Origin of the sequence: Hyphomonas sp. (genome assembly GCF_037969335.1) — a bacterium.
In the GTDB taxonomy this organism is placed as follows: domain Bacteria; phylum Pseudomonadota; class Alphaproteobacteria; order Caulobacterales; family Hyphomonadaceae; genus Hyphomonas.
The window spans coordinates 1-12947 of record NZ_JBBKXE010000132.1; the positions used below are offsets into that span (position 1 = coordinate 1).

Genomic DNA, 12947 nt, shown 5'->3' on the forward strand with positions numbered 1-12947 from the left:
GGTTGAAGAGTATGATGCCAAGTCGCTTGGCGAAATCGGCGCAACCGAAGGCATGATTGTGTGCTTGCCGTTGACTGGTGCCCACTTGAACTGGCTGTGACTTTTCGCGATCCACTCGTCTGTATTCAGCCGAGAAATGGCCAAGTCGATGTCGTTGGTAAAAACAGTTCTGGGCGTTTTCATTCCTACTCTTTGTGCAGCACTGATCTGATTCATCTTTAGCGATGCGGCAGTGTGTGCAGTCCATGGACTTACAACCAACGAGCACTCGGATAATCCCTCCAGGAAACCTCTATACAAACTTGCGCAGGACATTTCCGCGAACTTCAGGTCACTTGCGTGAACGGACGACTCTCTAAAAAGTTTGGGAGGGTTAGGTCGTCGCAGCCATACGGAAGCAGATTGATCAACATCAATCCCATCAATCAAAAGTCGCTGCCGTCCATTCTCCGGAATAATTCCAATGCGCGAGTTTTCAAAAAACTCATATAGATCTAGGAAGACCGAAGACTTGCCCAAGCTTTCACATGCCCAGTGTACTGCATGTGCATGAACGTCACCAAAGTGTGAAAGAACATATACTGTCATGATTTCCTCTCCAAAAACCCGCGGACCATGACACCAAAGTGACGATCCGCGGGCGAATTGACGTCGGGAACAGGCTAGAAGTCGCATCCTTCTTGGACGTCCGCTGTCAATGTAGCTACACCACCCATATCGGTACACGGGTTGTAGGTTTGGCCGCCAAAGATGTCGTCGGCTTCATCCTCCCGCATCACCTGCGAGAAGTCCCTCATGAAAACGCGCTCAGAGGTTTTGGCCTCTTGGCCAGACGAGATTCTATCTTTCTTAGTCATCGTTGTTTCCTTTCTGGAGTTGTGAGTTGAGCTGGCCAAAACTTCCGTTGCGGCCAAGACCATAGAAATAGATCGACGACTTGATTGCAACTTAAAGCAACGTAATGCCGAAAAAGTGGCGACACATAGCAACCTAAAGTTAAGGTTGATCAATGTGTTGAGCCAATTAAGCGCCCGCCCTGAGGACCTGCTCGCCTTTGATAATCAGGATTCAGCGTTGGTGGATGCCATCGTCGCCGCTGCCGTTCTGGCATTCGGATGTGTCTACATCCACCCGTTCGAGGATCGAAACGGCCGGTTTCACAGATAACTGATCCACCAGCACTCGAACGGGCTGGGTTCAACCCGCCGGGCCTGGTGTTTCCGAATTCGAACGCCATCCTGGAGCGTATTGAGGAATACCGCCGCGTACTGGAATCCCACTCTCGCCGAATACTGCTGTTCGTGGACTGGTGCGCGACGCCCGCTGGCAATGTCGACGTGCTGAGCGACACGTCCCATCTCTCTCGATATTTCGATGCGACGCCGCATGCGGAATTCCTGATGTCATGCGTGCGCCAGACAATCGAAATAGATCTTCCGTGGGAGGTTGCATTCCTGAGAAGCCATGATCGCTTCAAGGCCGGTGTGGAAGCGTTTGTCGAAATGCCCGACAAGACGATTGATCTCCTCTACCATTTCCTCAGTCAGAACGATGGGCGGCTATCCAAACGGGCCCGGGAAGGAGAGTTCGCGCTGATGACTGCGCCGGAGGTCGAGAAGGTAGAAAAAGTGTACTCGGAAGCGTTCCTTGGAGACTAGAAAAGTTGTTGCGGAATAGCGCTTGGCAACTTCGTCCGAGAGGCACTTATCTGGTTACTCTCGTGGTAACCCACCTACAGAATAGGGGCTCTGTACTATCAAGGAATTTTAGACCTCCGTGGTAACCTTGGTAACTTTTTTTGACTTGACCCAACAAAGCATATCAAAGTGAGGCAATATCGGTGCGGTTTTTATTGGAAATTTTTAAATTCCAGCAACGCGTAGCACCCCCTGTTTCCGATTCCTAATCTGTAGGTCGCGCGTTCGAATCGCGCCGGGGTCACCACTGGTTCCAGTATATCAGGCCTCGCGCGGTCTCAGCTCAGGTCGGCTTTTCGTCGAGTTCGCCGACGTCCAGGACCGGGGCGGCGTCGAGCAGGTCGGCATCGAGCAGGGTCACGACGCGTTCCAGCGCTGATACCAGCATGGATTGATGCCAGTCGGGCAGGGTGTGGAAGCCCGTGGAGAACGTCTCGTGCAGTGGATCGGGCGCCTTGGCGAGCGCGATCTTTCCGGCCGGCAGCAAATGCAGCCAGACGCGGCGCCTGTCGGTTTCGCATCTCTGCCGGGCGACGAAGCCGCGGGCTTCAAGCCTGTCGACCAGGCTGGTGATCGTGGCGTGCTTGAGCTGGGTGGCCTCTGCGACCTGACCGGCAGAGATCTCACCGCCTTCGTCCAGGATGCGCAGGACGCTGAGCTGCGACGGCGTCAGTCCTGCCGTCTGGGCGAGGCGTTTGGACGCCAGTTCGGTCATGCGCTGGATGCGCCGCAGCGCGATCAGGGCGTCCTCGGATCGTTTACTCACGTGCGGGCACCCTATTGAGGCGCGAGGTCTGGACCCAGCGCGGCTTTCAGAGGTTCAAGGTGTGCCTCATACGGGCGCCATTGTTCAAGCCCGCTTTTATTGAGCGGCTGGCGGACCTGTTCGGAACTTGCCGTACGCACGGCCCTTTCGGTCTTGTGAAAATCAATGCAGGCCGGATCAAACGGCAATCCGCAATGGTCGAGCAGGCGCCGAACCTGGCCTTCAAGATCGTCCAGAACATCCTCGTGCTGGACCCGGAGAATGCGGCCCTCGGGCAAGACCGAATTCCAGTGGTCCATCAGGTCGACATAGCCGCGGTAATAATGGCCGATATCGTCGAGGCTGTAGGTGAATTCCTGGCCCTCGGCAAAGAGCTGCTTGAAGCCCGACCAGCAGCAATCCATCGGATTGCGGCGCGCATCGATTATTTTTGCATTCGGGAGGATCAGGTGGATCAGGCCGATATGCCTGAAATTGTTCGGCATCTTGTCGGTAAAGAAGGGTGCGCCCTGCCGGTGGGTGCGCGTATTTTCGATATAATCTTCACCGAGCGCCTTCAGGTCCTCTCCAGGCATTTCGTGCAGGACTCGCGGGTAGCGTTCCCGGTCTGTCAGCTGCTTGCGCCCGCGTAACCGGTGGGCAAGCGACAGGATGTTCGGCAATTCCAGTGTGCCATCGACATCCGGGTGCGAGGCAAGGATTTGCTCGATCAGGGTCGATCCTGCCCGCGGCAGGCCGAGAATGAAGATCGGATCGGGCGCGGCACAACCCTTGCCGGCCTGTGCCGCAAACAGGTCCGGCGTACACACCGATTTCTGGGCGTCGAACTCGGCATGCATCTGCGCGGTCGTATAGCGCACGGTCTGGTGTTTCAGCTTGTTACCGAGTGCGAAGGCTTGAAACGCGCGCTCAAAGTCGCCGCGGTCCTCGTAGGCCTTGCCGAGCGCAAAGGCGATATGGATGCGCGACATCTGATCGAGATCCTGTGCCCCGGCCTGCTTTTCCAGCACGGCAAGCTCGTCATCATTGAATCGATAGGTCTTCAGGTTCGCGAGGCCGTACCAGGCATCACCCTGTCCCGGCTCCGCCTGTGTGGCAGCCCGGTAGGAGGCAATGGCATCATCACTCCGGCCGTGTGTTTTCAAAGCGTGACCGCGCGACACCAGCGTCGCCGGGTCGTCCGGCAATTTCGTGAGGATTTCGTCGAACTGCGCCAGCGCCGTTTCGAAATCGCCTGCCTGCATGCTCTCGATGGCAAAATAGGACTGGAACAGCGGGTTGTTGGGGTCGCGCGCCACAAGATCGCGCGCCTGTGCGAGGGACTCGGTGAATTTTTGCCGCTTACGGAGGACATGGATATAATCGAGCCGCAGCTGGATATTGTCGGGCTCGAGCTCAATGGCGCTTTCCAGCAGGAAATCGGCATCCTCGTGAACGCCGAGCCGGGTGCCGATGTCCGCAAGCAGGCGCATCCCTTCGACATGTGTCGGGTGGCGCTGGAGGAACGCCCGGGCGATTTCCTCAGCGCGAAAGATGCGCCCCTCGTGCACATGGTTTGTCACCGCCAGAAGTTCGCGCGGCAGCGCCGCCAGCCGTTCGGCCTGTGTGCGCGCGATCATGGCGGCATCGCTGTCGCCCAATGTCGCCAGCAAGTCGGCCTGCGCGGTCCAGCTGGCCGAGAGGGCCGGATTGTATCGCGTGGCGATCTGATAGGCCCTGAGCGCGCCAGGCACGTCTCCTAGCTTGCGTTTGAGGTGGCCTTCTTCCTGGAACGCCCGGCCAAAGTCCGGCGCGGTTGCTTTGAGGTCTGTGAGCCACTTGGCGGCATCCGCGTGGCGGCCTTCATACCGGGCACAGACAGCGGCGATATAGAGGGCGTCCTGGTGCGCAGGCTGATCTGACAGGACCTGATTCGCGATGGCGCTGGCCGCAGGGAAATCTCCGGCCTGCATGGCTTTCTGGGCATCTATCAGGGGCGCATCGGGAGCGTTCACACGTGTCATCTGGTCGATATTTTCCCTGTCTGAACGAAATGCAGCGCCCTGATCCTATCAGGGCGCTGCAATCTCAGTAAGTCGCTGTCTGTCTTAGTACGTGAACGAGACCCGTACGCCAACTGTGCGCGGACGAACAGGCGTGACCCGCTCACGGTCGAAGACGAAATTATTCGCCAGTTCCGCATATTCGTTCGTCAGGTTGCTGCCGAACAGTTCAGCCGTCCATTTGTCGGCCGTGACACCGAGCGTAGCGCCCAATGTGATCGAACTATCGATCTCTGCCTTGTTGATCTCGATGATATCGCTCACCGAGCTGTCGGAGAAGACGATCTGAGGCATGACATGGGCTGTCAGGGACGAGCCGGCAATGCGGCGTTCAAGGTCCCATTCATAGCGGGCCCGCAAATTGCCCTGGTAGGCTGGCGCAAAGGCCAGTTCCGAGCCGAGCAGGACGTCATCGGTCGGGGTGAGAACCTCGGTCACTTCCGTATCAAGGAAGGAGAAGGCACCCGCCACGGTCAGGCCGTCAATTGACGCCGGGGCCCACGTGAATTCGCCTTCCACGCCCTTGATTTCCGCATTGGCGGCATTGTCCGAGAAGAACAGGTTCGTGATGGATGGATCGAAGATCGTCGTCTGAAGGTTGTCGATCTTCACGAAGAAGGCCGACCCGTTCAGGCGCAGGGAGTTGTCGAACAGCTCCGTTTTCCAGCCGAGTTCGTAGTTTTTCACATCATCCGTATCAAGCGCGTAAGGGACAACGAATCCGTTAGGGCCGGCTGCGCCGCCGGGACGGTTCAGGAGGCCGGGACGAAAGCCTTCCGAATAGGTCGCGAAGAACAGGAGGTCGTCAGTCGGTGTCCAGTTGCCGGTCACCTTGTAGATAAACCCGTCCGTTGCGGCCTTGTCAGGTGCGCCAAATGGATTGTTCGGAGCGAACTGGGCCGAGATATTCGTACCGGCCAGTTGCAGGTCCGAGTCCTGGTAGAGGTTGAAGAAGGACGAGTTGGCGCTGCCTTCAAGGTCCACTTCAATATCATACCAACGCGCGCCGACTGTCAGGGCGAACTGGTCGCTGATGTCGAATGTCGCTTCACCAAAGATCCCCAGCTGCTTGTCGGTGCGCTTGACATCATTACGGAAGATCAGACCGGCCGGGAACGGTCCCGGTTGGCTGAAATACCCCGGCGAGGCGTTGCCGATCTCGCCGGTGACGGCGGTGTTCGTTAGCGGATAGTTGGGCGCGAAACCGATGGATCCATCCGAGTAAGCCACCTGGGTTGAGCCAGGATAGTTGAAGTCATTCAGTTCGCGCAGTTCGAGGTCGCTGTAGAAGCCGCCAAAGGTGGCGCGGATGCGATATTCGTTCGGCGTGTTGAACCGGAGCTCATGAGTCTGGATCTCGGTTTCCGTGCTCGAATTCACGTTAAGATTCGGCGCGTAGCACGTGCCTGACGGCGCGTTCGTGCCGGATGGGTAGCTCACATTATAGTCGCAGATATAGTAAGGCAGGTACTGAGCGACGAAGAGATAGTCGGAATAGTCGACCGTCTGGTCCGTGGTGCGTTCAGTAAAGGCGCCGGTATAGACGGCCTCAAGCGCGCCGAGGCGGCCTTCCAGCGTCCAGGCCGTGTTGTGATAGCTGTCTTCGAGTTCGTCATCGGTGAACCGGACGATGTCGTAATCGGCGAGATCGGGATCGGCAAAGAAGACGCCTTCGGAATCCAGGTTCTGCTGGGAGTGGGATACGCTGAGGCGCCAATCCTGATCGAACTCATAGAGGCCACTCAAACGGAAGCCCTGATAGCTCGTATCGTTGATATCGTTCTGGGCGATCGAGGCATTGTTGGCGGCGATGATGTTGACGCCCGACAGGTCGGCACCTGCCTGGAAACCGGCGCGGTTCGGCTGAACCACCGTGCCATTGTCGCGCACAGTGCCAGCAGGGCGGAAGCGACCTGACTCGGTGATGTCGAGCGTGCCGCCGACATTGTCGATATAGCCACCCTGGTTGTCGGAATAGACAACGCCGCGCAGTGCGAAATTGTCGGTAACCGGCAGGTTGATGACAGCTTCAACGCTGTTGCTCATCTCACCGCCTTCAGTGAACGAGGTCGATGCTTTCACTTTGGCTTCAAATGCGCCGAGGCGCGGCTTGTTGGTGATCAGGCGGACCGTGCCGGCCTGCGAGCTCGCACCGAACAGCGTGCCCTGAGGACCGGACAGGACCTCCACGCGCTCAAGGTCTGCTGCATAGACGTCGAGGTTGCGGCCAGGCTGCGACACCGGCTGCTCGTCAAGGTACAGGGCAACGTTCGGCGCGAGGCCGGCCACGCCAGCCGTGGTGAGGTTCGGCGTCGTCGAGGCGAGGCCGCGAATGTAGATCGTGCCCTGACCGGGGCCGGACCCACCGGCGGTCACGCCGGGCAGCTGGACGAGGTAGTCTGTGAAATTCTTGACGCCGAGATCATCAAGCTCGCTCTCTCCGAGAGCAACCACGGAGACGGGAATGCTCTGAGCCGTTTCCGTCCGCTTGGTGGCGGTCACGGTGACGGCCTTCAGGCGCCGGGTCTTGGCTTCCGGCGCAGCTGTGCCGTCCGGCGCCGGAGCCTGTGCCTGAGCCATCGGGGCAACAAGGCTCGCGATCGCAATAAGCGAAGCACCATACATCAAATTCTTCATAGAAATTCCCTTTTGGGTCGCGTTCCAACCGGATCGGCGTGCGCACGCGTGGTGCGACGTTCAAAGTTACGGTTGCTGGTTAGGCGCCGGGCTAGCGAATTATTACGATGATAGAAAGGTTTTTGCTGGCATTCGTGTACCGGAATACCTGAAGTGTTGCTCTGGTGCCTCTATCGCTGCCATTTTTGGCCTATTTCTGTCGAATAGACCGGTAACGCGAGAATCATAATTTTGATTAGCGACACAATTCCTGCAATAGGCGTGCATGACCAGTAATGTACCGACTGCCCCGACGACCCCCGACTCTGCTGAGCCCGCCCTGAATACCGAATACGATACCGATTATGAAATCGGGCAGGACAATATCGAAGTCCTCGGCCTGGACATCCACAACCCCGTCTTTTTCATGAGTGCGGGCCTCGTCATCTTCTTTTCCGTGGTGTCGCTGGTCTTTCCCGAGGCGACCAACCTGGCCCTTGCTGACGCGAAGACATGGACCCTTCAAAGCGCGGACTGGCTGTTCGCGATCACGCCTGTGATCGTGCTCCTGTTCTGCCTGTCACTGGCGGTCAGTCCATTGGGGCGGATCCGGCTTGGCGGGGCAGATGCGACGCCCGATTTCAAGATTCATTCCTGGATTGCGATGCTGTTTGCCGCCGGCGTCGGCATCGGTTTCATGTTCTACGGCTCTGCCGAGCCGCTGGCCTATTATACTGACTGGTTCGGAACCCCTCTGTCCGTCGCCCCCGGCACCCCTGCCGCCGAGCGGCTCGCCTTCAGCGCGACCATCTTCCATTGGGGGCTGGCGCCGTGGGCGATCTACGCGATTGTCGGCCTGGCGCTGGGCTTCTTTGCGCACAATAAAGGCCTGCCGCTGAGTATTCGCTCAGCCTTCTATCCCGTGTTGGGGGACCGCATCTTCGGGTGGCCGGGACATATCATCGACCTGTTTGCGGTTGTGTCGACGGTCTTCGGCCTGGCAACGACAATTGGTATCGGTGCGACCCAGGCGACGAGCGGGTTGGCCTACCTGTTCGGGTTCGAGCAAACGCGCCTTATCCAGATCCTGCTCATCCTGGCGATGACGGGCCTGGCGGTCCTGTCGGTGGTTCGCGGCATGGACGGCGGCGTCAAGCTGCTCAGCAACATCAATATGGGCGTTGCCTTTGCCCTGCTCATGTTCGTGGTGATCGCGGGGCCGACAGTCCTGATCTTCACAGGCATGGGGGAGAACCTTCTCAACTATGTCAGAGACACGCCCGCCCTGACCAATTGGGTCGGCCGGAAGGACATTATCTGGTTCCATGACTGGACGATTTTCTACTGGGCCTGGTGGATATCCTGGTCGCCCTTTGTCGGCATGTTCATCGCCCGCATTTCGCGGGGCCGCACGGTCCGGGAATATTTCGCAGTTGTTCTTCTGGCGCCCTTCACGATCTGCGTGGTCTGGTTTTCCGCATTTGGCGAAACGGCGATCGCGCAGCACAAATCGGGCGTCGGCGAGCTTGCCGGCGATATGACGAACGCCTCGATCACCCTGTTTGAAATGCTGCACGACATGCCGTTTCCAGAGGTGACGTCCGGTATCGCCATCCTGCTCCTGATCGTGTTCATCGTGACGTCAGCCGACTCAGGTGCACTCGTAATCGACACGATCACCAGCGGCGGAAAAGCAGACGTGCCGGTTGTCCAGCGCGTGTTCTGGGCCTGTATGCTGGGGGTCACGGCGTCTGCGCTGCTCTATGGCGGCGGAACGGACGTGCTCAGGTCCTTGCAGGCGGGCACGATTACGGCGGCGCTTCCGTTTACGGTGATCCTGCTTGTATGTTGTCTCAGTCTCTATATCGGCATGCGGGATGAGCACGAAAAGCTGAAAGAAAACGATGAGGCAGGCTGAGATGCTGCCGGTTCAGTTCGAGGCATCAGTCTGGCGAATATCTTCGTTCAATTCCGCCAGTTTCAGGCTCACTTCATAGGCCTTGCGCGTTTCCATGCTGGCCAGGATCAGGCCGGCTTGCTCGCTGCGCATGAGGCGCAGGAAACTGCCTGCGAAATCAGGGTCCATCTGGTTGAAAATCGCTGCAGCCTGGTCCGGCTTCATCGTGCCGTACATCCGGGCGAGATGTATCAGGTCTTCACCCGAAGCGGTCTGCATTTCCTTCCAGCGCGCCGCGAGTGTTTGCTGGAGCGCGTCCAGATCAGCGGCCCGGCGATCCAGTTCCTGCTGACGCGCCTGGAGCGACAATTCCTGATTCGTCAGTTCTCCGAACTGGGCTTCCATCGCTTTCTGGTCGCCCGCCAGCGCAGCCGCCGTATCTTCGGTAAAGCAGACTTGGTTGATCGGTTCGACTTTCACCGCCGCAGTCGATGCGTCGGTGGCAGGGTCAGCGCCTTCCGTCCCGGATTGTTCACCGGGGAGGGTCTCGCTCGCGATCGCAAAGCTGCTGGGCAGGAACCGGACGGCGGCGCCGATCGCGAACAGGAATCCGAGGGACAGGAGAACGTAGGATCCGCGCTTATCAAGTGTTTTCATGGCACTAGCCCACCCGATGCGGAACGGCTTTTTGCGTGACCCGAACAGGCGCCGCGGTATCTGGCACGTGACCTGCGGCCTCGGTCAAATCCCGCAGCCGTTGCATCAGCGTCGTCATTTCCATGATCCGGGTCTTCGATTGATCGAGGATGATCCGCATCATGATGCCAAGTTCTGTTTGTGTCGCGGTCACCTGGTCGACGGCATTTTGCTGCGTGGCTTCCAGCGATGTCTGCAGGGTCTCAAGTCGCTCACAGGTCTGGTTGGCGTCTTGCAGCAGGCTCGACAGCCGAACGGCCATTTCCCCGACATGCGACCGCGTCTCCTGTGTCGAGTTCGACATCGCCGCGATGGATTTCGACATGGCCATGATGGTTGCGCCAAGTCCGTCCTTCGTGTTCTGCAGCGCCTTCAGGCGCCGATTGAGCACGAAGCAATATACGCAGGCAGCGAACGACACCAGGACGATGGCAATATCTGTGGGTTCAAAATTCATCGGCTCACCTCAACAGGAATTCGGTGATCAAGACACCATCGGACACGTTGCCGCCCAGGACGAGCTGTGAACGGCGGTCCAACTGGTCCCGCATGTGGGAATAGAAACCGGGATTTTCGAAATCGCTGAGTTCAACAGAGCGAAGATAATTTGTGAAGGCATCGATCAACACAGGTTCCGCGTCGTTCACTGTCGTCACGTCTCCACTGTCAGCGATGATCGCGACTTTCATCTTGAGATAACGCGTCGCGGGGGCGCTTCCGATCGTAATGAGTATATCTCGCAATTCGACGTAAGACTGGTTGGGCTTGATGGCTGATTCAGTATGCGTAACTGATTCGTCCGCTTCGCACACCGCGACTTCGGCCGCGGGAGCAGGCGAGAGAAAATAGACCGTTGCAAACGAAGTGGCGATAGCGCCAACAGCAAGCAGCGCGAGACCCAGAATTCCGCCGCCTGCTTTCGCTGCGGCCGGCGCCGACTCTGGTGCTGCGTCATCGGCAGCTTTTGCGCCCTTGCCCTTCGCCATGTGAACCCGATTCAGACTTAAAACCCCACAACGCTGTTAATCAAATGTTGGGGTAAAGGAACCGTTAACAATTACCCGCTTAATTTTAACCATTGCAGTAATGCTGCCATAAACAGAATTGCCGGGTCATGAGTTTCATCGCTACCTTGAGAACGCTGCCATTGCAGCGGCAACTGATGTTGGCGTTTGCCATACTGGGGGTCACGCTTGCCATGACGTTCCTCGTACGGGGCGCCATGCAACAACCGATGACACTGCTCTATTCGGGTCTAGAGCCAGCCAGCACAGGCGAAATCATCGACGAACTCGAAAAGCGGGGCACCCAGTACGAAATACGGGGCGATGCCATTTTCGTCGGGCAGAAGGACCGCGATTCCGTCCGGTTCTCGCTCGCGCAAGCGGGCTTGCCGCAGCAATCCGTTCAGGGCTACGAACTGCTTGACGAGGTTAACGGCTTCTCCGTGACGTCCGAAATGTACAATGCCGCCTACTGGCGCGCCAAAGAGGGCGAACTAACGCGTACTATCCTGGCGATTCCGGGGGTTCAGTCTGTCCGCGTTCATATCGGCGCCAGCCTTCGGTCCGGATTTGCGCGATCGGAACCCAAACAGACGGCGTCTGTGACGATCGCCGCTGCCCGCGACCTGTCCGGCGCACAGGCGCAAGCCATCCAGTATCTTGTCGCGCTGGCTGTTTCGGGACTGAGCCCGGACGAAGTTGCCGTGATCGACTCGAAAAAGGGCATTCTTGCCGGACCAGGCGCCGACTCCGCTGATAAGCCGGGCCTCAAGGCGGAAACACAGGAAGGCATGCTCGAACAGAAAATCCGACGCCTGTTGGAAGCGCGCGTCGGACCGAACAATGCGCGTGTTTCGGTGTCCGTCGATGTCAGCCACAAGCGCCAGGTGACGTCAGCCGTCATGTTCGATCCGGATTCGCGGGTCGTTCGTAGTCGCTCGAGCGGCGATGTCAGCGAATCCAGCGGCGGGACGTCAGCGGGCATTACGGCAGCGAGCAATCTTCCGCAGGAGAGTGGACAATCGGGCGGATCATCCAACAGCACGGCTAGGAACTCGTCCGAAAATGTATCTTACGAGATCAACGAGACACGGACTGAAACCGAGACAATGCCCGGCGCCGTTGAGAGAATTTCAATCGCGGTTCTCCTCAATGACCAGGTTCTGGGTATCGATCCGGCGGCTGCTGATGCGGCGGCGGTGACCGAACAGATGATTGCAGATTTCAAGCAGCTGATCATTTCGGGCGCCGGTCTGGATACGAGTCGGGGAGACGATCTGACGGTGGAGATCATGCCGTTCCAGCTGCCCGAAGTCGCAGAAATGGTGGAAGCACCCAGCCTGGTCCAGCAATTGACCGAGCGCTATCTATGGTCCGGCGTGAAGATTCTCGTCCTGGGTCTTGTCGTCATCGTCCTGGCGTTCGGTGTGATCCGGCCCCTGCTCAGCCAGAACGGAAACGCACAGTCCGGAGCTGCGGGCGATGATTTCTTCGCCGCTGGCGGAGGCGTCGGAGGGCCCGATCCCTTCGTTTCCCTCAAGGACTACACGATGGGGCGCCAGGATGACGCCGCCGCGATCCTTCAGGAATGGCTGAACGAAGACCGGAAGGCCGCCGTCAATGAGTGAGGCATTCCTCTCCAACTTGCCCCGCTTCGATAGCGCCGCCCCGCCGCCGACTTCCAGTTCTCGCCGGTTGTTGTTGGGCCAGATGCCCGTCGAAGAGGCGGCGAAGGACCCGGCTCAGGAACCCGTCGTCCCTGCCTCGGCGAAAGAGGCTGACACTGCCCAATCCGCATCGGGTCGCGTTCCGGAATTCGCCGAGATCGAGATAATGCTTACTGCGCTGTCCGAGACAATCGAGCGGCTGGAGCGGGAATCGCGTGATCGGACGGTCAGCGTGACGCAAACAATCGCGTCGAGACTGTTCCCGGAACTGTCCAGACTGTTTCTTGCGGAAGAGATTGGACGGCATCTGCCGGGCATGATTCCGACTGCGGCTCCGGCCGTTGAAATCCGCGCGCAGCCGGCGCTACTGGAGAAGCTTCGGGACGTTGTCGAAAAAACAACGTCCCTGTCAGAGCGCTGTTCTGTCGTTCCAGCGGAAACACCTGACGATGATCAGGTCCGTGTTTCCTGGGAAACTGGGGGCCTGACATTTGATTTTGACGGCCTGCTGAATGCATGCCTCGCCCAGTTGGAACCATCCTCAGCCATGATTGAAGAGTAG

General features: G+C 58.3%; 12 protein-coding genes. 4 read left to right on the plus strand and 8 right to left on the minus strand.

Annotated features, from left to right (window positions below):
• On the minus strand, positions 1 to 588 hold a 588-nt coding region (locus AADA04_RS09655), incomplete at its 3' end, for a hypothetical protein (RefSeq protein WP_340693051.1).
• 74 nt (positions 589 to 662) lie between these two features.
• Positions 663 to 857, minus strand: a complete 195-nt coding sequence (locus AADA04_RS09660; RefSeq protein WP_340693052.1) for a hypothetical protein — start codon at positions 855 to 857, stop codon at positions 663 to 665.
• Between the two features lie 357 nt (positions 858 to 1214).
• Here AADA04_RS09660 and AADA04_RS09665 point away from each other — a divergent pair, with 357 nt between their 5' ends.
• Positions 1215 to 1658: a hypothetical protein gene (locus AADA04_RS09665; protein ID WP_340693053.1), complete on the plus strand. Its 444-nt coding sequence runs from the start codon at positions 1215 to 1217 to the stop codon at positions 1656 to 1658.
• Between the two features lie 322 nt (positions 1659 to 1980).
• Here the strand turns inward: AADA04_RS09665 and AADA04_RS09670 are convergent, their stop codons facing one another.
• The 3 genes from AADA04_RS09670 to AADA04_RS09680 form a co-directional block, all read right to left on the minus strand.
• A complete protein-coding gene (locus AADA04_RS09670; protein ID WP_340693054.1) occupies positions 1981 to 2463 on the minus strand; it encodes a MarR family transcriptional regulator in 483 nt (160 codons plus the stop codon).
• 11 nt (positions 2464 to 2474) lie between these two features.
• A complete protein-coding gene (locus AADA04_RS09675; RefSeq protein WP_340693055.1) occupies positions 2475 to 4466 on the minus strand; it encodes a sulfotransferase in 1992 nt (663 codons plus the stop codon).
• An 84-nt stretch (positions 4467 to 4550) separates the two neighbouring features.
• Positions 4551 to 7142, minus strand: a complete 2592-nt coding sequence (locus tag AADA04_RS09680; RefSeq protein ID WP_340693056.1) for a TonB-dependent receptor — start codon at positions 7140 to 7142, stop codon at positions 4551 to 4553.
• Between the two features lie 265 nt (positions 7143 to 7407).
• On the opposite strand from AADA04_RS09680, the gene AADA04_RS09685 reads away from it, so the two are divergent.
• Entirely contained in the window at positions 7408 to 9039 is a 1632-nt protein-coding gene (locus AADA04_RS09685) for a BCCT family transporter (RefSeq protein ID WP_340693057.1), read from the plus strand.
• A 12-nt stretch (positions 9040 to 9051) separates the two neighbouring features.
• Here the strand turns inward: AADA04_RS09685 and AADA04_RS09690 are convergent, their stop codons facing one another.
• Genes AADA04_RS09690 through AADA04_RS09700 form a run of 3 tightly spaced genes read right to left on the minus strand, consistent with a single transcriptional unit; the run spans position 9052 to position 10700 of the window.
• Positions 9052 to 9675, minus strand: coding sequence for a hypothetical protein (locus AADA04_RS09690; RefSeq protein WP_340693058.1), 624 nt, complete (start codon positions 9673 to 9675; stop codon positions 9052 to 9054).
• Positions 9676 to 9679: 4 nt separating this feature from the next.
• Complete coding sequence (locus AADA04_RS09695; RefSeq protein WP_340693059.1) at positions 9680 to 10171, minus strand: hypothetical protein; 492 nt, start codon at positions 10169 to 10171, stop codon at positions 9680 to 9682.
• Between the two features lie 4 nt (positions 10172 to 10175).
• On the minus strand, positions 10176 to 10700 hold the full coding sequence (locus AADA04_RS09700) for a flagellar basal body-associated FliL family protein (RefSeq protein WP_340693060.1): 525 nt from the start codon (positions 10698 to 10700) through the stop codon (positions 10176 to 10178).
• A gap of 128 nt (positions 10701 to 10828) precedes the next feature.
• Here AADA04_RS09700 and fliF point away from each other — a divergent pair, with 128 nt between their 5' ends.
• Together fliF and AADA04_RS09710 are read left to right on the plus strand one after the other, a co-directional pair.
• Complete coding sequence (fliF, locus tag AADA04_RS09705) at positions 10829 to 12346, plus strand: flagellar basal-body MS-ring/collar protein FliF (RefSeq protein ID WP_340693061.1); 1518 nt, start codon at positions 10829 to 10831, stop codon at positions 12344 to 12346.
• Positions 12339 to 12947 carry a hypothetical protein gene (locus AADA04_RS09710; protein WP_340693062.1) on the plus strand — a complete coding sequence of 203 codons (609 nt, stop codon included), beginning with the start codon at positions 12339 to 12341 and terminating at the stop codon, positions 12945 to 12947. Before fliF ends, AADA04_RS09710 begins: the two co-directional genes overlap by 8 nt.